Raw genomic sequence first — 21804 nt, forward strand, 5'->3', positions numbered from 1 at the left:
GTATGGATAATTGTGTAAAGGTTTATCCAGTAATAATATTCTAATTTAACTAACAGGGATTAAATAAAAATTATCCATTAAATATTATTACTTTTTTAATAGATTCAAGTGTCTGATCAATATCATTATAACTACTTTTAAACGATTCGAGCAAAGAGATTATATCATTATCATCTAAAGGTATAATTAAGCCCCTGTCGTCTTTATAAGTATCGGAACACCTTTGATATAGTAATTTTTTATCCTTAATAGTTCTGCACATAAGTATTCCAAATTTACCCTTATTAAACCCAAATCTACCCGACAATTGATCTATCTCTGGATTGGCAACGTCCTTTCCATAGTTTTTACATTCAATAAAGACGTAAGGACAAAATATTTTATTGATATCATGCAACCTATTAAAAAAACCAGAATTTGCAATATTGTTCATTACTATATCAACCCTTTTTCTACCTTGGTGGAGCTTCTCTTCCATTGTTGGATTATTCAAATGTGGGTTAAAAAGAATTTCTAGAATTGATTTAATAAATTTATGATATTCAGATGCACTTTTCGTACCAACTGGAATGTTTTTCAGGTTAATAATGAGTGCATCGACTATCTCATCTATGTCTACAAATCCCGTAAACTCCATCATTTCATCATTTGAAACAGGCTTTACTTTACTGGGTCTTGATTCTCTAAATCTATCAAATAATTCCGGTTTGTTTTCTGTATACTTTCTTAAATAATCTTTTCTACTTTCAAATTCTCCGCTTGAAATTTGTTCCTTAATTTGGTTGTCTATATCTTTTTTGGGGAGATAATACGATTCCTTTCCATTTTTATATTTCCTATACTTAACAAGTTGGGTTTTTCTCTTTAATTGTTTATCTCTTTCATTAGTAACTACAAAATGCCAGCCATACTTTTGTGCATTATATTCAGAAATGTATGAAATAATAGCTTTTGGTACCAATAAAAATTCCCTTCCATTAATAAATAATAATTCTTGACTAGATGTATCCCAATCTTCTTCAATAGGATTCCAATATGGTAGTGAAATATCCCTTTTAAGTGGTATCCCCCAAATATTGCACTGCTCCCTTGTATAATCAATTAGATGTTTTCTGATAATATTCGTAGTCATATCAGACAGTTTATCTTTATCAATATCATCAACAAATATTATTATGTCTTCAATATTTTGTACTACACCAGTTTCAACGGCTTTACTTCTAATTATTTCTTGAATAATTTCAGTTGCATTTCCCTTCCCTATTCCTCTACCATTATTAGTCCCAGTAGAACTAATACCTAAACATGTTTCCTTTGGTTCTGACATAAATTGAAACAGTTCAATAGCCTTTTCATAGTCTAAATTCCTAATAAATCCAGAAACCTTTGAGAAGAAATTTTTAATGGCTCTATCTACCTCTACAGACCATGCGTCATTTCTGGTAGAAATAAGAAAGGGGTCGAGATATAAAGGATAATCCCTATCCGTATCAATATCAATAAAGTCGAGTTGTATTTGCTCAACCCCAAGGTTGAAAATTTCACTTATTTTCATTCAACTCCCCCTTATTTTTATAGTCCAATAATGGAACTTGTATTAATTATAACTCTTCCATTCTTATTCTAAGAGCAGTTGGTAAATTTGTTTAGTTTCTTCATATTGAGACAGTGGAACAACCAATGAAACATAACTTGTTGGATTGCCATTAATATCTTCATAGTCGTTTCATCCTTTTCCAATCTATTTCAGAGTAATTATTTTTAAATTCTGCTGTTATTTTATCTACTCTGTTAGCATCTTCCATACGAAATGAATCCAAATACTCCAAGTGCAACTCCCATTCTCCACTTATTTAAATATGAATTAATTCAACCTCTCAAAAATACAGCAGTTTAATGATAATCACTTTTTTCCTCTGCAACCTTCATGCTTTCAAAATATTTCGTTCGGTTCCGATAAAGTTTTAGTAATTGTGCTCTAAGTTTTGAATCACTTGCAAAAATATATAGACCCTTAATTCCCCTTTTAAATAAAACATTTATTGAATTTAATATGATTTGTTCCTTTATATATTCAGGATCATCAAATTGATCTTTACCTCTGAAAGCCTCTGTATCCTTGTAATTTTCTGTAATAATCTTTAATTCATCACTTTCCTCATCAAACGTAACAGACGGTCCTAAAATAACACCAACATAATTCAAATCAAAACCTTGAATCGTGTAAATTGACCCAACTTCCCCTATAGTTTCCTCTCTTTCAGCCCAGGTTGTATCTCCCTCAGTAGTATTCCATGGTAATTTAAAATTACCTTCTGTTATGTAGTAAGTCGAACCATCTTTTTTATGTACATAATCAAATGTTGATACCATTCTTGCTAAGCCAACATTTTTATTTTTCTCGAATATTTCTTTATACATATTAGTAGCCGAATCAAAAATACGAAAATCAAAATCTTCCTCTTTAGGAATAGGTGTTATCTTTTTTTCAACAAATTGATCAATCCAACTAACCATTTTATGACTTGCATGCATTCGAAATTGATTTTTTAATATATATTCTTCTGACTGAATACTGTCTACAAGACTAAGTAACTTATCTTTATCCCAATAACTTTTCATTTTTAAGACTTGCTTATCATCAAATACTAAGATGACAATCTTGCTATATTTCATAATCTCTTCTAAGTGGTTATTCTCTTTAAAATTATTAAAACGGTCAGGTCTCGTTAATAGTAAATGCGCTTCATCTACAAATACAATATCAGCTTTTTGATTAGATTTCTTTCGTTTGTTAATAAAAGGAGTTGGTTTGTCAAAATTATTCTTTCTAAGTGCTTTTATTTTTCCTGCAATTTTTTGATAAGTTTTTAACATTTCAGAGTGATTTACTAATAAAAAGTTATTACTATTATAGAGTGCCGAAGATTTCTCCCTAACCAACTCTTGAATCCGATTAAAGACGGCACTTAATACTACACTTTTACCGGTACCAGCTTCACCTTTAACAAGGAAAACAAAGGGTTTATCGTCATTTATATGCTTTTCACAAACTTCAATAATATTATCTTTTAATTCAATTTGATCAGTTGACAGTTCTTTAAAAGGAGAGAGTTTAAAAGTATCTTTATTTTCTATAACCTCTCTTGAATGGATAACGTAATTTTTTTCCTTTAGCTGATCCCATATTTCATTAAATACTTTTTCATTATAGTATGGTTTATCATAATAATTATGGCTGACACTATCAGCTATCTGACTCTTATTTTGTAGTTTATAGCGTCCATCTGCTAAGAAATAATTAATAAGTTTCGTTTCAATATTGTAGGTTGCCGAACGGTTGAATTTCTCATGAATAATCAGTGTCATCTTATCTAATGATTTTCTTTCTGAGTTATTCAAATGATTTTTCATACGATTTCTCACCGCAACTGTCTCTCCAATGTAAACCATTGTATTATTATTTAAAAAATATACAATTGGATAATCAGAATAGGGTTTACCAGATAAGAAGTCTAATGAGGATTGATTAAACGGCATCGTTTTTATTTCTAAATTATTCATTGGAAATTACCTTTCATATAATCATTTTCACATAAATATTATACCATATTCCATTAACAGGGTTTACAATATAATTTTCAACAAGAAAAAATATGGTTAATAAAAATTCAATTACAACAATGAATTGTGGATTTGCCAAATTATATCAGGGTATACCTCTACCTCCTTCTGCCAGCAGAAATTGAGATATTACTAAACTTATACAATAGATGCTAAAAACAATAGCATAACCTTACTCTTTAAAAAAGTAAATTTAATGGTAAAATTATACTTCTATACAATGATATAAGAATCCTTATACATTTACAAAGCTTTTTATATAAGAGAGACAGTGGTTACTACCTCTCATCTTGTTTTAAAAAGCGTATTAAAACTCTAACACTTATGGAAGAACATATGGCGGTGACCATTGAACCTGCAACGGGACACAGCGACAGGTTTTCCATCCCACCACTAACCAAAGTAGTGTATTGCACAACTAGGACGAGGAACCCCCGACCCCGTGCCCTATTCGACGAAGTATAAAAAGTACATAAATGAAAACCCTATGATCAGATCTTGAGTATTTTGGGAGCCTAAAGGACAATGATTCATACCATCTAAGCAAGTATTTAGGTGACTTCACCCGTGAAATAGTATACTAATGTAAGATCATCTTTAGAAAGGGAGTGGCTATAATGACGCAATCATTAAAAGGAAAGACAGCATATATAACTGGTGGTGCAAGAGGGATTGGAAAAGCAACGGCCCTATTGTTGGCAAGTGAAGGTGTAAATATCGGCTTACTTGCAAGAACAGAGGAAACGTTAAAGAAAACGGCTGAAGAAATAAATGCATATGGTGTAAAGGTAACCTATGCAACAGCAGATATTTCTTCTAAAGAACAGGTAGAAAAAGCAATTGAAACATTAAAAAGGGAGTTAGGTACTGCTGATATTTTAATTAATAATGCAGGTATTGCTACATTTGGCAAGGTATTAGAAATGGATCCAGTAGAATGGAAACAGATCATGGATACGAATGTGATGGGTACATATTATGTAACTCGATCGGTTTTACCTGATTTAATTGAGAAAAATGCTGGGGATATTATTAATATTGCTTCAACAAATGGATTAAGTGGTGCTGCAACAGCTAGTGCGTATAGTGCATCAAAGTTTGCTGTGATCGGTTTTACTGAATCTCTTGCTCAAGAAGTACGTCGCAATAATATTCGTGTCTCAGCATTAACACCAAGTACTGTTGCGACAGACCTTGCAACAGATTTGGATTTGATTAAGGAAAATGACGACTCAAAATTCATCCAACCAGAAGACATTGCAGAATTCATTGTTAATCAATTAAAGATGAATACACGTGTCTATATTAAAACTGCTGGATTTATTGCTACAAATCCGTTTTAAATAAATAAAGGCAACTAATTTTTTTTCCGGGTTCGATTTTGAATTCACCGTACTTGATTTTTTGCTCAATTGTAATGAAAATAACCACCCTATTTGTGAACTAGGCTCAGGGGGTGGTTATTATTTTTATTTATTTGACCAAATAAACATGATTATCGTTCCAAAACGTGGCATTACTATCTAAGAAAAAGCAATAACCCTGCAAAAAGGTGTCCATTACAACAATCGGCGAACTGTTTTCTCAATATCCGGAAACTCAATCTTTTGATTTAAGAAGAAATTTTTCATTAAAAATTTCCCATAGCTTACTGCCTGATCATAGGTGATTTTTCCAGGCAATGGTGCCATATCTTCTATAACCACATCAATAATGGCTGGTTTTGTTGACTGTAATGCTTGTTTCATCGTTGATTCCAAATCGGCCTGCTTCTCTATACGGTATCCTTCACCTCCGCAAGTTCTGGCAAAGCCGGCAAAATCCATTGCTCCCAAATCCGTCTCGTGATTGACATTTCCAGATGCCTCCTGTTCATACTTAATCATCCCAATCATGCTGTTGTTAAGTATGATAATCTTGATTGGCAAATCATACTTAACAGCCGTTACAAAATCTTGCATGACCTGAGCAAAACCTCCATCCCCACAGATAGCAACAACTTGTTTATCCGGATAAGCAAGCTGAGAAGCGATTGCACCTGGCAGCCCAATTCCTATCGTGGCAAGTCCCCCGGAAAGAAGAAAATGTTGTCTGGTAAAGTTGAAAAAACGGGCAGTCCACACCGTTACATTTCCTACATCACAGGATACGACGGCATCATTATGAACATTTTTTTCCAACGCACCAATTACTTGCGGGCCATAAAGGATCTCATCCGTTTTATTTTTTTCTTCATTCATATAGGTATGCCAGCGCTTCATTTTTTCTTGATACGTTTCAAGGAAATCCGTATTTTCCTTTTCCGAAATTCGCTCCGTTAACATTGGTAAAATTTCTTTTGTATCACCGCACAATCCCTCGGTAATGGGATAAATTGCTCCAACCCTATCCTGCATAATCTCAATTTGTATTGCATTTACACCATCAGGCAAATAATCCCGATACGGAAAACTTGTCCCAATTAGCAGTAATAAGTCTGTATCCATGACCGCCTCAAATGCCGGCTTCGTCCCAATTTGCCCGTGTTGCCCCAAATTTAAGGGGTGCTCATCAGGAATGGTCCCCTTTCCAAGCAAACTTAACACAATAGGTGCTTTTATTTTCTCGGCAAACGCTAGTAATTCTTCCCTTGCATAATAAGCGCCTTTCCCAGCAAGAATAACCGGTTTCTCTGCTTTCTCCAATAGTTTGACGGCATCGTTCATTCTACCTTGATGCGGGATTGTCGTTGGGGCTGCCAGTGTTCTATTGGTAAGTTTCTTATTGTCATGTTTTTGTTTTACCGCGAACAAATCATCTGGCACGATTAAAACAGAGACACCTCTATGTGTGTACGCCTCCCGAATGGCTGTATTCAGCATATCCGGCAGATGTGTTGCCCTCTCCGCACGCTTGTTATAAACAGCCACCCCATCAAACATTCTTTCCAGATTAATTTCTTGATGGGTATCGGTCCCAACGACATCGGATGGTACCTGTCCAACAATCGCAAGTACGGGCGCCCTATCTTTTTTGGCATCGTATAATCCATTGAGTAAATGAACGCCACCAGGCCCTGCGATCGATAAGCAAACACCCAATTCCCCAGTTAATTTGGCATAAGATGATGCTGCAAGGGCACCAACCTCTTCATGGCGAATTTGAATAAAATCAATTTCCTCTTCTTTCTTGCGCAAATCATCCATAAATTCATTAATGGAATTACCGGGCATTCCATAGATATGTTTAACACCCCAGTCAATCAGCAATTCAGTAAGCACTTCACCAGTCCGTTTTTCGAACATGTTCCATCGTCCTTTCTGTTGACACGTTACTTCCTTTCTCCTAACTATTCCCTTTAATATACCCTTTATTGCAAACTTTATGATTAAAGGGCACTAAGAATATACACCGATTGATTCAGAGCGGAAATAAGGAGATAGAACTAGAGCAAGGTTTCCATTCCCTATTATATAATATCCAGAAAACTGACAGGACGCAGAGTCAGGTCGGCCGTGCCAGTTATAAATACTATTTAGCTCTCTCAGGTATTCATACTCTCCTTTAAAGAAAGTGGATTAAAACATGTTCTTAGGGAAGAATTGAATGAAGGAAACCGTAAATAGATGTATAATGATTGTGGGAATAATAGTAATATATGGAGATGGTTACGAAATGAAGTTATTGCAACAAACGCAAAGGATTGTGCGTTATCGGAATCAACATGATAAAGTGTGCTACGGAATTGTTGACGACGATGAAATCTTACAATTATCCAGTGATTTTAACGAAATAGTAAACAATGAGTTAAATTATGATGGCGTTAAAGTTAAGGTTGAAGATGTGGAGATATTAGAGCCTGTAAGCCCTTCAAAATTGATTAATTTTGGTTGGACATATGCCGAGCATGCCAATGAGACCGGAGGGGAGGCCAATCTCAAAGAACCCTTCTTGTTTTTGAAACCTATATCCTCCTTGATCCCAAACGAGGGGGACATTGTTCTTCCCCCTGATAGTTTAACGAATCAGGTGGAAATGGAGGGCGAGGTGGCACTTATTATTGGAAAACACGGGAAAAATATAGCGGAAGAAGAAGCCTTGGATTATGTTTTTGGCTGCACGATTTTTAATGATGTAACTGCAAGAGATCTGACAAAAACAGATCCCCAATTCACACGTGGAAAGGGTTTTGACACATTTGGGCCATTGGGTCCGTGGATTGTGACAGGCTTAGATCCATCGAATTTAAAAATCATTACAACTTTAAATGATAAAGTTGTACAAAATGGTAATACAAACCAAATGTCTCTTTCCATACCTTACCTTATCAGTTGGATTTCACAGGTGATGACACTTGAACCTGGAGATGTTTTGGCTACTGGATCCCCGTCTGGAAGTAGTCCAATGAAGTCAGGGGATGTAGTGTCTGTCGAGGTCGAACATATCGGTAAACTGCGTAACTATGTAAAATAGCAGAGAACAAAAGCGCAAGCCTGGTTTTAGTCGGCCTTCCTTTATTCTTGAATCGATGTTGGATGTTGACTTACCGTAAGTGATTACAGCCACTGAAATGTACCAGTAAGAATATACGTATAGTTTTTTACTTTTAATCATTCAAAAATGTGAGGTGGTAATCACCTAAATTGGTGCAGGACTTTCCCGATAATGCGTCGATTAACTACCATTGTGCTTGGAGTTTTGATTTATTAGGAGAAGATGCAATCAGATTAGGGTTGTCTTCAAATGAACTAGAAGGAGCTCTTTTGGGGTTGGGTAGTACATATAGAACATTAGGAGAATATGAAAAGTCAAAAAGGACATTTCAAAAGGGATTGAATCATTTCCAAATAATAAAGCTATTCAAACGTTCTATACGATAACCTTATACATCTTGAAGGAGCATAGTAAAGCTATGGAGTTGTTACTCAAATGCTTGATGGATAAAATAATAAGTTATAAAAAGGCTATTGAATTCTACTCTGATAAATTAGATGAAGTTTGGAAGTGATTGTGAGTACTAAAGTAATGTTGGATTTACTAGGATTTTCCCAAATAAGTTATTCCAGATAAGGGCGCATTTTTAGAATAAAGAAATTACCTTAATTACAAAATGGAAATTAGATGTGTACAATCATATCGATCGTGGTATAATTTATGTAGAAGATTCATAAAATAATAAAGACCGCCCATGCTGTTACATGGAGCGGCCAATAGACCGAACCCCAACAAGAGGGGCTAGGCAGCACAAGGAAAAATAATCCCTCGGCGCGCAGCGAACGCATGTGAGGGGTTATTTTTTATGGTTTTTGTCAGACATAATAAACGCCACCAACATCCCGAAGGATATCATCAACGTTAACGCTCTAACAATGTCCATTGGCAAGCACCTCCCTCCCCGGGAAGTCTCCCAACGAAGACTAACGGCAGATCGACAGTGCTACCAAACCCCTCATGCAAAGCCAGTCTATTGTGTCTTATCATAACATATTGCTATAACTTATACTGTGATTATTTTAGAAAATTTTAGAACCCTTACAAAGCGGTCATTTATTTAAATAAATCGTTTAAACCTTGCTCGGTAAATGGACACATTAACTTATGTGCTTTGATCTGACTATACAACAATCCGGCGCTCTTCCGGAATAAAGGATAGCGCCTGTTTGCCGTTGTAGGGCGCTAATGTTTAATAAGGAGTATCTACATGGGGATTTAAAATTTTATCTGTACATTCTTTTTAATCGGGATAGCTATTCTGATGGCTAGTTTTGCAAAAACAATATATGCGGTACTTGTACTGGAGTTAATTGCGTTGATTGGTGGGGTAATTGAATTTCGAGAAAAAATATAGTGTCAGCTATTGGGACTCTTATTGCTTCAACTGTACTTTTTGGGAGTTCTTTGTAAGGTTCCTATAGTCTGGACTATACCACAAAAGGGCGCGATTGTTGAACATCAAAAGCCTAATTCCTCGCCAAAAACAGGCAGGAATTAAGCTTTTTTTATCCTACGTTATTTTAAATCTCCCAATTGGTAAATACGGTGGTAACAGGTGGTTAGTTCTGTGGCAATCACTGGAAAAAAGATGACACAAGTGTTACATTTCCTTGGCTGTAATCATCGTAAGGGGTACGGGAAGTCAACTACAGCTTTAGCGCTGGAACTGGCCATGGCTAATTCTGCTATTACGCCACACGTCTAATTTAAGTTATACTTTCTTTACTTTTGAATAAGTTTTGAGTATTAAGTCTTAGGCAATCAATATATTTTTATAGTGATTGCTTATTTAGTGTGCTGGGCATGTGCATAGAAGTGCCATGCCAGCTCTTTGTTGTAAATCCTGGCAATGTCCATTTAAGAGGTTGTTCAAAAAGTTACCAAATAATAAGCGGCGAACTCAACGCTTACTTGCTTTTTCGCTCCTCATGTACCTATTTATGTACACTCTGGGGCTCAAAGCTACGCCGCCTCGACCTTCTTGCTTCTAATTTGGTAACTTTTGAATACGCACTCTAAAAGTGTCTTCTCTGTAAGCTTAACCAAAATATAAACGGACACCCATAACAATTAATAAAATGGAAAGCATCTGAATGATAACTTTACTTGAGACTTTCTTGGATATACGTATACCCAAATAAGCACCTATTATAATGCCTAATCCACCCCATAATACTATTAGCCAGTTCACTTGATCATAGAAGATTTGTAACAAAACACCTGTTGATGTATAAAGGCATAATGAAAAAATCGATGTTGCGGTAGCGATATGTGTCGGAAAGCGGAAAATATATATTAAGATTGGTACAAGCAACCATCCTCCGCCAATTCCTAAGTAGCTTGAGAGTATTCCTAAAAAAACGCCAATTGGTAACAACCATTTGTTACTTGAAATGGAATAGGCAACATTCTTTTCGAGATCTGCAGCGATTTCACTTTTGTTTTTAGATGGAAGATTCTTTATAAATAAAAATATTCCTAATGATATAAGGAGAGTTGCAAAAATCCAAAAGAAGGCTGTGTATTGGGATGATTGAAATTGAAGCAGCCACGCACCAATGAAAGAACCGGGAATAGCCCCCATTCCTATTTGTAATCCTGCTTTATAATGTATTCTCTTTTGTTTGGCATATCCTGTTACACCTGATAAAGCATTAATAAGTACAATGACTAGTCCTGATCCTGCAGCAAGGGCGGGTTCCATGTTAAAAAATAATAAAAGGGTGGGGACAAATATAAAACCTCCACCAGCTCCAACGATTGTTCCATAAGATCCTGCCAAAATACCTGTAATAAGCAGAGCGACCGATGTAGTTATGGTCATTCTTCTCCCTCCACGTTTCGTTATTGTTATTTTACTCTAACAAAACAAATGGAAAGAGTATATTTACATATAATCATAGGTTATAACTAATAGGAATACCTAATGACGAATAAAATTAACAAAGGAAGCCATATTATTTTTATAGAACTGCTGATTTTTACGCACTAACCATAAATCTCGTTTTAAGTTTGTGTTGCGTATCGAAATTTCTTTAAGCCTTCCTTGTTTAATTTCTTCAGCTACCGCTAACCTTGAAACAATACTCACCCCAAGGCCGGACTCAACAGCACTTTTAATTGCTTGCGTCGTTCCCAATTCCATATAGTTTTCCATTTTATCAAGGACGTTATGGTCTTTTAGGAACTTTTCTATAATTAATCTAGTTCCAGAAGTCGTTTCTCTCCAGAGCATTCTTTCGTATGTAATCTCTTCAACGTCAATTTCCTTGCGGTCGTTCCAGGGGTGATCAGGTGGATGAATCAAAACTAATTCGTCATCCGCGAAACTTTCCACCAATAAATCATCGTTCTGAATTAAGCCCTCAACCAGTGCAAGGTCCAAAACATCATTGGATAATTCATCTAGTATTTGGGGGGTGTTATTAATGTTTAAAGATAATTGAAGCTTAGGATTTTTCTTTTTAAATTTTCCCATTAGACTTGGTAGCAAGTATTCTCCAATCGTATAACTAGCTCCTATCGTAAGTCTTGTATTGGCGTAATCAAGTTTATCTTGAATAGCCTTCTGCGATCTGTTGTACTCGTCAACAATTGATTTTACATACGGATAAAGCAATTTCCCGTTTTCAGTAAGTGACAGCCTTCCATCCTTTCGCTTAAATAACAGAACGCCATATGCACTTTCCAAATGCTGAATTTGCTTGGTAGCAGCCGGCTGCGAGACAAATGATAAATTTGCTGCCTGACTGACACTTCCCAAATCAACAACCAAGCAAAACATTTTAAAGGTGTCTATATTCAAGTAAAGTCCTCCCTTTATGAACCTTCTGTACATTTTATTAATGAGAGTTTTCAGTGTACCGATGTCTATATCAATGGTACCCGAAAAACAGATGCTTTCATTAAAATTTTCGCATATTAATTAGCTTATCATATAGAAAAACAAAGTGAATAGGTCCAAATCTCTGACTATAACGGATTAGTGGTGAACATCAGTTTTTTAATCTTCACTTCCCAAATTCAAATGAAAGTTTATAAATAGAGACACTTTTCGAATTTTACATATGAATATGAATTTGGAGGAAATAGCTCACTGAGGTCCACTGAGGTTCACTGAGCTTCACTGAGGCCACTCAGCTTCAGAAATCGGATTTGTCAGCATTCAGAAGCTTTTGTATACTATATTCCATTCATGCGCATGGATATATCAATTTAATTTAATGATTCGTTAAAAAGAAAACAGGAGTGATTTTACATGTCGCAAAAGTTTGCCAAAAAGGGGCAGAAGAAGCGTCGTATTATCGACACTGATATCCATGAACGGGTGACCTATTCTGAGCTTGTCCCTTACTTAGATAATCCATGGAAACGGTATATAACAGATAACCACTGGATGCAGGAAAAACATATGCCTTACACACAGCCAACGGTAGCTGGTGTCGATCGGGCAGATGCCATAACACCAGACGGGGGTGCTGCAGGAACTGACCTCGGTTTTATGCAAGAACAATTACTCGATGCGGAAGGCCATGAATACGGTATTTTAACCGGAGCATTGGACCCGTCTCCATCGTCCATGCACGGCTGGTATGAAATGGGGACTGCTTTAGCGAGCGCTTATAATGATTGGCAAATCGAAAATTGGCTGGAAAAGGATGAACGTTTATATGGTTCCGTTCATATTGCGGCGCAGGATCCACAGCAAGCGGTTCGTGAGATAGAACGGGTCGGATCTCATCCTAAAATGGTGCAAATATTACTTCCGATTGATACCCGGTTGTGGGGAGATCCATATTATCATCCCATTTATGAAGCTGCCGAGCGCCACAATTTATCAATTGGTATGCACCATAATGAGCCACCTACCCATTTCGGGAGCTGGCCGCGTTATTTCATCGAATGGCATACCATGTTGTCAACGGCGCATATGATTGAAGTCTCCAACATGGTGTTTAACGGCGTATTTGATAAATTCCCCGGCTTGCATCTTGTCATGATTGAGGGTGGATTTACGCATGCGCCGCATCTGATGAAAAAGATGGATCAGCAGTATAAAGAACTTCGTCACGAGGTTCCTTGGGTAAAACGGATGCCTAGTCGTATTATTCAGGAGCATGTTCGTTTTACAACACAGCCTGTTGAAGAATTAAGCCAGAAAGAATTTATGCAGTATATAGATCAAATGGGGTCGGAGGAAATGGTCTGCTTTGCAACGGATTATCCGCATTGGGATTATGATTCACCACTGCAGGCGCTTCCTAAACTTGATGAAAGCTTAGAGGAAAAAATTTATGCAGAAAATGCGAGGGCATCCTATCCTAAGTTGCCACAATTGACAGGGAGTGTGAAACGATGAGGGAAATTGTGTGTAAAAAAGAAGATATTCTTCCTGGCAAGATGAGAAGTGCTTCATTAGGGAAGATACCGATTGTTGTTTGTCGCACGAAAGATGGTGAATTTTACGCATATGCCAATAGATGTTTGCACCAGGGTGCACCGCTCTCGGAAGGTGTCTTATGCGGTGATACCAAACGTACCGATATTCACGGAAACTATGAATATATTAAAGATGGCGAAATTCTCCGTTGTCCGTGGCATGGGCTAGAATATGACATTAAAAATGATGGTTGTATGCTGGCTGAGCCACAAAAAAAATTACGCAGTTTCAATGTCACGATTGAGGATGACCATGTAGTTGTATATAAGTAACTTGATGATACATGAGGTGAACGTATGAAAAAAATGTTTATTAACGGCGAATGGGTTGAAGCCAGTTCCGGGGAAACAAGAGAGATTATAAATCCTTACAATCAAAAGGTCATTGCGATAGCAGCGGAAGGCAACGAGAAGGATGCGAAATGTGCAATTGCGGCAGCTCGAGAGGCTTTTGACCGTGCTGAATGGGCTGCAATCCCCGCTGCTGAACGAGGTAAAATTGTTCATAATATCGCCGGATTGATCGAGCGAGATCGTGAAGAATTGGCTGAGCTCGAATCACTCGATACTGGTAAAACAGTTGAAGAAAGCCGCGAAGATATGGATGATATCGCCGGTGTTTTCCGTTATTTTGCTGAGATGGCGGACAAGGACGGCGGCGATATAATTGATTCCCCTATTCCGAATTCAACAAGCAGGGTGGTCCATGAACCAGTTGGCGTCTGCGGCCAGATAACGCCATGGAACTACCCATTGCTGCAGGCTTCGTGGAAATTAGCACCGGCATTGGCAGCAGGTAACACACTTGTCATGAAGCCAAGTGAAATCACGCCGCTCACGTCGGTAAAAGTTTTTGAATTAATGGAAGAAGCTGGCGTTCCGGCAGGTGTTGTCAATCTGGTGCTTGGCCCTGGGAATTCCGTTGGTGCAGAGCTGTCCGCCAATAACGACGTCGATCTGATTTCATTCACAGGCGGAATTGAAACAGGCAAGCAGATTATGCAGGCTGCGAGCTCCAATGTGAAAAATCTGGCATTGGAACTCGGTGGTAAAAACCCGAATATTGTCTTTGCAGATGCAGATTTTGAAACAGCTGTTGACCAGGCGATGAATGCGGTGTTTTTCCATGCCGGGCAAATCTGTTCTGCGGGAACCCGCCTAATAATAGAAGAAAGCATTCATGATGATTTTGTTCGTGCGCTTGTTGACCGCGTGAAGAAAATCAAGCTTGGTAGCGGTTTTGATGAAGCTACCCAAATGGGACCGCTCATTTCCAAAGAACAATTAAATAAGGTGGTCAACTATGTCGAAAATGGCAAAAAAGAAGGAGCAACAGTTGCTGTCGGTGGCGACTATCCCGATGATCCGGAACTGCACAATGGCTTTTTTTACCTGCCGACCGTATTGACAGATTGCACGACTGACATGAGTGTTGTACAGGATGAAGGCTTCGGTCCGGTTATTACTGTGGAAAAGTTCTATACGGAGGCAGAAGCAGTCCGTCTTGCGAACGATTCCATTTATGGCCTCTCCGGTGGTGTTTTCACAAATGATATTGCAAAGGCTGAACGCTGTGTTGCGAAAATGCGGATGGGCACTGTCTGGATCAATGATGTGAACCTGTACTTCCCGCACGCACCATGGGGAGGCTATAAGCAATCGGGGATCGGCCGTGAACTCGGTAAAACGGGACTGGAGGAATATCAGGAAACCAAGCATATTTTCCGAAACCTAAAGCCGGAACCAGTAAATTGGTTTTAGTGTTTAGGTCGTCGCTTAATGGCAAACAAGAGCAAGTGTAATAAAGAATGAAACATGAGGTGATAGCAATGCAACATTCAGAGGGATTAGATTCAGCTTCTTCTAACTCCTATATTTATGTCTGTTCAAGTTCAGAGCTTGAAGAAGGTGATCTCATTGAATGTGAAGCAGGGACGGACACGATCGTTGTCGGCCGGGGCGAAGGAAACGTGTATGCTGTTGAAGGGATATGTACGCATGCGTATGGTGAGTTGGTCGATGGTGAATTGGATGGAATGTGTCTGACGTGTCCGGTGCATTTTGCCTGTTTTGATATTCGCAACGGATCCGTGCTGGAAGGGCCGGCGGAAACTCCGCTCAGAATCTATGAAGCTATAGAAGCTGACGGATCCGTATGGGTTAGATATTAAAGGAGATGATAAGTTGTCTGATGAACATACAACGGTTATTGCTGGAGCGGGAATTGCAGGCGTGCATGCCGCTGAAAGTTTGCGTAAAGAAGGTTATCAAGGGCGGATTGTGCTGATGGACCGTGACAGGCAGATGCCTTACGATCGTCCGCCTTTGTCGAAGGAATGGATAACTGGAGAGGTGGATGATCCAAGTATGTTATTACGAGATCCTGCCACCTATGAAAAATTAGATATAGACTTGAAGCTCAGTGTTGAGGTGACAGTCATTGATCCTATTTGTAAAACCATCAAGACGAAAGATGGCTCTTCCTATGAATGGGACAAACTCATGCTCGCGACAGGATCAAAATTGCGCACATTGTCGATCGAGGGCGATGACCTTCAAGGCATTTTTTACTTACGAACGATGGCAGATGCCATAGCCATGAAACAACATATGAAGCATGTGAAAGAAGCCGTTATTATTGGGGCCGGTTTTATTGGTGCTGAACTGGCTTCTTCATTGAAACAGTTGGGAATGAACGTGACAATTGTGGAAAGGTCTTCGTACCCAATGGAAACGATTGTTGGCCGGGATGTATCGGAATATTTTCTGGATTTGCATCGCAGGAATGGTGTTAACGTGATTACTGGCGATTCGGTCGCTCAGTTTAACGGGGATACCGTGGTGGAAGAAGCAGTGACCGCCTGCGGACGGCGAATTCCGTGCCAGGCGGTTATAATAGGTGTAGGAGTGTCACCGAATACGGAGGTGTCGCATCCGCAATTAGAGGCAAAAGGGGGTTATGCTGTTAATGAATATGGCGAGACATCAATCCCTGACATTTATGCGGCGGGGGATTGTACGTTATGGCCTTACAACGGGGTCCTCACTCACGTTGAACATTGGGATCATGCCGTAAACCACGCCAAAACAGTCGCCCAAAACATGATACATCGACAATCAGCACCCTATACCTATACACCGTATTTCTGGTCGGATCAGCACGGCAACCGGTTCCAATATTTCGGACATGCAAAGCAATGGTCCCAAACTGTTTTACGGGGTTCGATCGAATCAAATGCATTTACGCTTTTTTATCTGGATGACCAGAACATCGTCAAAGCAGCGTTTATTTCCAACCAGCCGAAAAATGCCCTGCCCGTAAGACGGATGATTAAGCAGCAAAAAGTTATAGATACAGAGGTGTTAGCAGATGAAAGTGTAGCCTTGAAAAAAGTACCGCATGTTTAAGTGGTGCCTGTCACTACCCGGATTTTGTTAAAAGCTGTCGAATAAAATCTGGCCGTTCCCCCAAGGTATTTCACTATAAAGTGCGTGTTCAAAAAGGAGGATAAAAAGGACCGCGTCGACTAAAACCGCTGGCGTCCTTGGTCTGCGATTTCTCGATCCACCGGAAAAATTCGCCAGCAACGCCGACACTAGCACGTCCTGTGCGTCGAAAGTTCGAAGCGGCGTAGTTTTGAGCAACGTAATGTATGCTATTAGATACATGAGTAGCGGAAAAACAAGCCAACGAAGAAATTTGATGTGTCATTTTTACCGAACTTTCTGAACATCCTCTATAATATTTCACAATGAAACTACTACTCATGTAAAGGATGATGTCTTTTTATGTTCAAATGGATCAAAACACTTCGGCCTATATTATTATACATGTCAATTTTTGCAGTTGTACTATTAGCGGCCTGTGGGTCAGAAACGGATGCTTCCGGTGAAAATGATGATAAAAAAGGTATGAAAGAAGAAATTGTGTTTTCTGATTTAGGCTGGAACAGTATTCGCTTCCACAATCAGGTAGCAGCTACAATCTTGGAAGAAGGATATGGTTATAAAACGGGAGTTACCACCGCATCGATGTCGATTGGCTTAAAGGGACTTGAAAATGGTGATATCGATGTGACGATGGAAATATGGGGAGATAAAATGGGCGATGCTTATGATCAGGCACTTGAAGACGGAAAAATTAAGCAAGTTGGCATGAACTTCGGTGATACTAAACGAGGTTATTTTGTCCCTACATATGTTATTGAGGGCGATGAGGAACGTGGTATTGAACCAATGGCACCAGATTTGAAGTCCGTCAAAGATTTACCGAAATACAAGGATCTGTTCAAACAATCTTCCAATAGGAGTAAAGGACGAATTATTGGTGCGCCATCTATGTGGGGGGCTGCCAAGCCATTTCAACAAAAAATGAAGGCATATAACCTTTCCGATACCTTCGAATATGTGGACCCGGGTTCAGGTACTGGTTTGAATGTGTCTTTGACAAAGGCGTATGAAGCGGGTGAACCTTGGATTGGTTATGCCTATTCACCAAGCTGGGTGTTAGGAAAATATGATATGACGCTACTCGAGGAACCAAATTATGATCCGGAGACTTGGGATAAAAATTATGGCACCGCATTTCCAGATCAAGATGTTCCGATCGCCGTTAATGCGAAGTTAACAGAAACGGCACCAGATATTGTCACATTCCTTGAAAATTATCATACTAGCAATGAATTGACCAGCGAGGCACTTGTCTATATGAATGAAAATGATGCAGAGGTAAAAGAAGCCGCTATATGGTGGCTAAAAAAACATACCGATATCTGGACAGAATGGGTTCCTGATGATGTTGCTGAAAAGGTGAAAAAAGCGATTGAATAGCGTCCTTTTAGGTTGGCAGTTCGAATAGAGGGTGCCATCCATGATTAATTTAAATTATGAATGTTAAAGAAAAACCAACTGCAGATACCTATTTAAAATCCTAGCACCAAATGAAGAATTTTATAGTTTAAAAAAATAGCGGGGCAATGCAAGCGCCGCTATTTTAGCACTTCTAGTTATTATTTTCAGTATAAAATTCTCCATTATCCGTATTCAATTATTAGACTAACACCAGTATCGAACAAATAAAATGATAAATTATAGCCCCTTAGAACTCTTACAAGTTTGAGGGGTTTTGTTTTTGTCTAGAAAGATAGCCAAAAGGAAAGGGGAATAAATATGGGACTTACTTCTTGGAAAGGTGATAAAGTACGTAAGCGAGATGTAACCATTGCTTAAAATTACGTAAATGAAAAAGAATTAAGTGCACTCAATCGTATTGTTACCAGGTATTTAGACTACGCAGAAGAACAAGCGGAAGGAAAAAGATCGATGTATATGAAGGATTGGAAAGAAAGACTTGACGAGTGCGAATTCTTCGTGATGCTGGAAATGTAGCAAAGACTGTGGCAGATAAAATAGCCATTGAGCAGTACGAAAAATCTAAACAACATCGAATTGAACAAAATTCAACTGATGATTTTGATCAATTTATTGAGAACAATAATCTTAAAAGGTAACTTTATCAGTAGTAAGAACCTTACCAAAAATAGTGGTGAAACAAAGTGTCCCCCCAAGTAATTTTTGTTTAAATTGATAAAGCGTGTATAATAATAATTAGGATTAAAGGAAAGAATGGGGTAGATTAAATGGTCCAATCAATCAATACAAAAGTCGATTTAGTAATTGATGCCTCCTCACATATAAGAATTTCAGATTATGGTAAGATTATGATTGGAGACAAAGGATTTGAATTCTTCAATAATCGTGATGCTCGTAAGTTTATTCAAATCCCTTGGGAAGAAGTTGATTACGTGATTGCTTCCGTCTTGTTCAAAGGGAAATGGATCCCGCGTTATGCTATCCAAACGAAGCGGAATGGGACATATACATTTTCTTCTAAAGATCCAAAAAAGGTCTTTCGAGCAATACGTGAATACGTTGATCCGAATCATATGGTCCGATCATTAGGTTTCTTTGATATAATCAAACGCAATTTCAAACGTAAAGCTAAAAAGTAATCGTTTTACATCCAAGGCAGATTGGAATCTGTTTTTTTCTTGGGTCATCTTAACGGATAAACTGTTACAAAGGTGGGGACAAATAACTACTTCTTGAAAAAAGAAAACTAGAGTGCTATTCTATTTTATAGCAGTGTATTAAAGTAGTTCGGTTGATGGTTTGTTTAACGCTATCATTAAAGCCCTTTCAAAAGATAAATAACCATCTGAGTTATTTTTAACGTGTTACTGATTCGATTAGGCATGAGTAAAAAGTAGTGCTTAAAATGAAGAATGGGTCTTTTTATCCCTCTGCTTTCATTTAACTCACTAATCTACTTTTCCTCATGTCTTTTTTATTATCGGAAATGTAACCGCTTCGGAAACCTGGAAAAATACTACTTTAAAGGCTCGCCATGTTTAATTAAGCCATAACAATAATAAGAGGAGGTAAATAGATGGTAGGAATTATCATTGCTAGTCATGGTGAATTTGCTAATGGTATCTTGCAATCTGGAGCGATGATCTTTGGAGAACAAGAAAATGTAAAAGCTGTCACATTGATGCCAAGCGAAGGACCTGATGATATACAGACAAAAATGAAAGAAGCAATTGCCTCTTTCGACAACCAGGATGAAGTATTATTCTTAGTCGATCTTTGGGGTGGAACTCCTTTCAACCAAGCCAACAGTTTGATAGAAGAACATGAAGATAAATGGGCAATCGTTGCTGGGTTGAACTTGGCAATGCTGATTGAAGCTTATGCATCGCGCTTATCCATGGACACAGCGCATGAAATAGCTGCGAATATTGTTGGCACAGCGAAAGAAGCAGTTAAAGTAAAACCTGAAGCATTAGAACCAGAAACCCCTGCTGCAGCAGATACAGTGGCAGCAGATACAGGTGCTCCTGGTACATTTGAATACGTGTTAGCGCGTATCGACTCTCGTTTGCTTCATGGACAAGTGGCGACTTCCTGGACAAAAAACACACGTCCTACACGTATCATCGTTGTGTCTGATGTTGTTGCAAAGGATGAACTTCGTAAAAAGTTAATTCAACAGGCCGCTCCTTCAGGGATAAAGGCACACACTGTTCCTGTCAATAAAATGATCGAACTTGCGAAAGATGATCAGCACTTTGGCGGTCAGCGCGCATTACTTCTTTTCGAAAATCCGCAAGATGCACTTAGAGCGGTTGAGGGCGGCGTTCCACTTTCGACAATCAACGTTGGCTCGATGGCACATTCGACTGGTAAGGTTCAGCCGAATAAGGTGTTGGCCTTTGACCAGGATGATATTGATGCCTTCGCTAAGTTAAAAAAGGCTGGTGTGGACTTCGATGTCCGTAAAGTTCCGAGCGATTCAATGGGCAACATGGACGATATTTTACGAAGGGCACAACAGGAATTAAACCGACAGAAATAATCCTAATCACTAGACAAAAAAGGAGGTATAATAATCATGGATTTGACTATTATTCAAATAATCCTAATTATTATCGTGGCATTTTTAGCTGGTATGGAAGGGATCTTAGATGAATTCCACTTTCACCAACCAATCATTGCCTGTACGTTAATCGGGATAGTTACAGGAGAATTAACAGCATGTCTGATTCTAGGAGGTACCTTGCAGCTGATCGCTTTAGGCTGGGCAAACATTGGTGCAGCAGTAGCGCCGGATGCTGCCTTGGCATCTGTGGCATCCGCAATTATTCTCGTTTTAGGTGGACAAGGTGAAGCTGGCGTATCTTCTGCCATTGCGATTGCAATTCCACTTGCAGTTGCGGGATTATTATTGACAATCATTGTCCGTACCATTGCAACGGGTATCGTACATTTAATGGATGCTGCAGCGAAGGAAGGGAACTTTAGAAAAATTGAAGTATGGCATATTATCGCTATCTGTATGCAGGGATTACGTATTGCGATCCCGGCTGCATTGATTGTGGCTATTGGTGCAGCTCCAGTAAAAGATTTGCTTCAGGCAATGCCAACTTGGTTGACAGACGGTTTAGCAGTCGGCGGGGGAATGGTAGTAGCTGTTGGTTATGCAATGGTTATTAACATGATGGCAACAAAAGAAGTATGGCCATTCTTTGCAATTGGTTTCGTATTAGCGACCATTCCATCCATCACGCTTATGGGTCTTGGTGGTATCGGTGTAGCTCTTGCACTTATTTATATAGCACTTTCTAAACAAGGCGGTTCTGGTGGCGGAAACGGAAACACTGGTGACCCGCTAGGCGATATTATTGATGACTATTAAAAGAAGGAGGA

General features: G+C 38.6%; 19 protein-coding genes and 1 pseudogene. 15 read left to right on the top strand and 5 right to left on the bottom strand.

Translation table 11 applies throughout. The features are described 5' to 3' along the window. Positions 1 to 70 precede the first annotated feature (70 nt). Positions 71 to 1555, bottom strand: coding sequence for a hypothetical protein (locus ACW2QC_RS13810; RefSeq protein WP_457544550.1), 1485 nt, complete (start codon positions 1553 to 1555; stop codon positions 71 to 73). A gap of 338 nt (positions 1556 to 1893) precedes the next feature. Beyond that, entirely contained in the window at positions 1894 to 3564 is a 1671-nt protein-coding gene (locus tag ACW2QC_RS13815; RefSeq protein WP_457544551.1) for a DUF2075 domain-containing protein, read from the bottom strand. 677 nt (positions 3565 to 4241) lie between these two features. Here ACW2QC_RS13815 and ACW2QC_RS13820 point away from each other — a divergent pair. After that, on the top strand, positions 4242 to 4967 hold the full coding sequence (locus ACW2QC_RS13820) for a 3-ketoacyl-ACP reductase (protein WP_457544552.1): 726 nt from the start codon (positions 4242 to 4244) through the stop codon (positions 4965 to 4967). A 216-nt stretch (positions 4968 to 5183) separates the two neighbouring features. On the opposite strand, the gene ACW2QC_RS13825 is transcribed toward ACW2QC_RS13820, so the two are convergent. Then, positions 5184 to 6908 (bottom strand): pyruvate oxidase, encoded by a 1725-nt coding sequence (locus ACW2QC_RS13825; RefSeq protein ID WP_457544553.1) that lies wholly within the window; start codon positions 6906 to 6908, stop codon positions 5184 to 5186. Positions 6909 to 7278: 370 nt separating this feature from the next. Here ACW2QC_RS13825 and ACW2QC_RS13830 point away from each other — a divergent pair, with 370 nt between their 5' ends. The 3 genes and pseudogenes from ACW2QC_RS13830 to ACW2QC_RS13840 all read left to right on the top strand — a co-directional run bounded on the left by ACW2QC_RS13830 (position 7279) and on the right by ACW2QC_RS13840 (position 9802). Beyond that, positions 7279 to 8076 (top strand): fumarylacetoacetate hydrolase family protein, encoded by a 798-nt coding sequence (locus ACW2QC_RS13830; RefSeq protein WP_457544554.1) that lies wholly within the window; start codon positions 7279 to 7281, stop codon positions 8074 to 8076. 167 nt (positions 8077 to 8243) lie between these two features. Beyond that, positions 8244 to 8611: pseudogene (locus ACW2QC_RS13835) on the top strand (tetratricopeptide repeat protein); the annotation flags it as partial. 1053 nt (positions 8612 to 9664) lie between these two features. Next, positions 9665 to 9802 (top strand): hypothetical protein, encoded by a 138-nt coding sequence (locus ACW2QC_RS13840; protein ID WP_457544555.1) that lies wholly within the window; start codon positions 9665 to 9667, stop codon positions 9800 to 9802. A 333-nt stretch (positions 9803 to 10135) separates the two neighbouring features. Here ACW2QC_RS13840 and ACW2QC_RS13845 read toward each other — a convergent pair whose 3' ends face one another. Both ACW2QC_RS13845 and ACW2QC_RS13850 read right to left on the bottom strand, forming a co-directional pair. Further along, entirely contained in the window at positions 10136 to 10921 is a 786-nt protein-coding gene (locus ACW2QC_RS13845) for a sulfite exporter TauE/SafE family protein (RefSeq protein ID WP_457544556.1), read from the bottom strand. A 99-nt stretch (positions 10922 to 11020) separates the two neighbouring features. Next, on the bottom strand, positions 11021 to 11902 hold the full coding sequence (locus ACW2QC_RS13850; RefSeq protein WP_457544557.1) for a LysR family transcriptional regulator: 882 nt from the start codon (positions 11900 to 11902) through the stop codon (positions 11021 to 11023). A gap of 453 nt (positions 11903 to 12355) precedes the next feature. Between ACW2QC_RS13850 and ACW2QC_RS13855 the strand changes: the two genes are divergently transcribed. The 11 genes from ACW2QC_RS13855 (at position 12356) to ACW2QC_RS13905 (ending at position 21793) form a co-directional block, all read left to right on the top strand. Then, positions 12356 to 13456: an amidohydrolase family protein gene (locus tag ACW2QC_RS13855; protein WP_457544558.1), complete on the top strand. Its 1101-nt coding sequence runs from the start codon at positions 12356 to 12358 to the stop codon at positions 13454 to 13456. Then, positions 13453 to 13809, top strand: coding sequence for a Rieske (2Fe-2S) protein (locus tag ACW2QC_RS13860; RefSeq protein ID WP_457544559.1), 357 nt, complete (start codon positions 13453 to 13455; stop codon positions 13807 to 13809). Before ACW2QC_RS13855 ends, ACW2QC_RS13860 begins: the two co-directional genes overlap by 4 nt. A 24-nt stretch (positions 13810 to 13833) precedes the next feature. After that, complete coding sequence (betB, locus tag ACW2QC_RS13865) at positions 13834 to 15297, top strand: betaine-aldehyde dehydrogenase (RefSeq protein WP_457544560.1); 1464 nt, start codon at positions 13834 to 13836, stop codon at positions 15295 to 15297. Between the two features lie 68 nt (positions 15298 to 15365). Then, positions 15366 to 15707, top strand: a complete 342-nt coding sequence (locus tag ACW2QC_RS13870) for a Rieske (2Fe-2S) protein (RefSeq protein WP_457544561.1) — start codon at positions 15366 to 15368, stop codon at positions 15705 to 15707. A gap of 13 nt (positions 15708 to 15720) precedes the next feature. Continuing rightward, positions 15721 to 16944: an NAD(P)/FAD-dependent oxidoreductase gene (locus ACW2QC_RS13875; protein ID WP_457544562.1), complete on the top strand. Its 1224-nt coding sequence runs from the start codon at positions 15721 to 15723 to the stop codon at positions 16942 to 16944. Positions 16945 to 17325: 381 nt separating this feature from the next. Beyond that, positions 17326 to 18366 (top strand): ABC transporter substrate-binding protein, encoded by a 1041-nt coding sequence (locus ACW2QC_RS13880; RefSeq protein ID WP_457544563.1) that lies wholly within the window; start codon positions 17326 to 17328, stop codon positions 18364 to 18366. Between the two features lie 438 nt (positions 18367 to 18804). Beyond that, entirely contained in the window at positions 18805 to 18924 is a 120-nt protein-coding gene (locus tag ACW2QC_RS13885; RefSeq protein ID WP_457544621.1) for a hypothetical protein, read from the top strand. Then, positions 18894 to 19046 (top strand): hypothetical protein, encoded by a 153-nt coding sequence (locus ACW2QC_RS13890; protein ID WP_457544564.1) that lies wholly within the window; start codon positions 18894 to 18896, stop codon positions 19044 to 19046. The genes ACW2QC_RS13885 and ACW2QC_RS13890 overlap by 31 nt, the downstream gene beginning before the upstream one ends. Positions 19047 to 19175: 129 nt before the next feature. Beyond that, entirely contained in the window at positions 19176 to 19547 is a 372-nt protein-coding gene (locus tag ACW2QC_RS13895; RefSeq protein WP_457544565.1) for a DUF956 family protein, read from the top strand. 437 nt (positions 19548 to 19984) lie between these two features. Next, complete coding sequence (locus ACW2QC_RS13900) at positions 19985 to 20953, top strand: mannose/fructose/sorbose PTS transporter subunit IIA (protein ID WP_457544566.1); 969 nt, start codon at positions 19985 to 19987, stop codon at positions 20951 to 20953. Between the two features lie 42 nt (positions 20954 to 20995). After that, on the top strand, positions 20996 to 21793 hold the full coding sequence (locus tag ACW2QC_RS13905) for a PTS mannose/fructose/sorbose transporter subunit IIC (protein WP_457544622.1): 798 nt from the start codon (positions 20996 to 20998) through the stop codon (positions 21791 to 21793). Positions 21794 to 21804 lie beyond the last annotated feature (11 nt).

Source organism: Virgibacillus sp. FSP13 (genome assembly GCF_054048505.1).

Coding starts and splice junctions, on each gene's coding strand:
- ACW2QC_RS13810 (WP_457544550.1), bottom strand. CDS start 1,555: ATGAAAATAAGTGAAATTTTCAACCTTGGGGTTGAGCAAATACAACTC.
- ACW2QC_RS13815 (WP_457544551.1), bottom strand. CDS start 3,564: ATGAATAATTTAGAAATAAAAACGATGCCGTTTAATCAATCCTCATTA.
- ACW2QC_RS13820 (WP_457544552.1), top strand. CDS start 4,242: ATGACGCAATCATTAAAAGGAAAGACAGCATATATAACTGGTGGTGCA.
- ACW2QC_RS13825 (WP_457544553.1), bottom strand. CDS start 6,908: ATGTTCGAAAAACGGACTGGTGAAGTGCTTACTGAATTGCTGATTGAC.
- ACW2QC_RS13830 (WP_457544554.1), top strand. CDS start 7,279: ATGAAGTTATTGCAACAAACGCAAAGGATTGTGCGTTATCGGAATCAA.
- ACW2QC_RS13845 (WP_457544556.1), bottom strand. CDS start 10,921: ATGACCATAACTACATCGGTCGCTCTGCTTATTACAGGTATTTTGGCA.
- ACW2QC_RS13855 (WP_457544558.1), top strand. CDS start 12,356: ATGTCGCAAAAGTTTGCCAAAAAGGGGCAGAAGAAGCGTCGTATTATC.
- ACW2QC_RS13860 (WP_457544559.1), top strand. CDS start 13,453: ATGAGGGAAATTGTGTGTAAAAAAGAAGATATTCTTCCTGGCAAGATG.
- betB (WP_457544560.1), top strand. CDS start 13,834: ATGAAAAAAATGTTTATTAACGGCGAATGGGTTGAAGCCAGTTCCGGG.
- ACW2QC_RS13870 (WP_457544561.1), top strand. CDS start 15,366: ATGCAACATTCAGAGGGATTAGATTCAGCTTCTTCTAACTCCTATATT.
- ACW2QC_RS13880 (WP_457544563.1), top strand. CDS start 17,326: ATGTTCAAATGGATCAAAACACTTCGGCCTATATTATTATACATGTCA.
- ACW2QC_RS13895 (WP_457544565.1), top strand. CDS start 19,176: ATGGTCCAATCAATCAATACAAAAGTCGATTTAGTAATTGATGCCTCC.
- ACW2QC_RS13900 (WP_457544566.1), top strand. CDS start 19,985: ATGGTAGGAATTATCATTGCTAGTCATGGTGAATTTGCTAATGGTATC.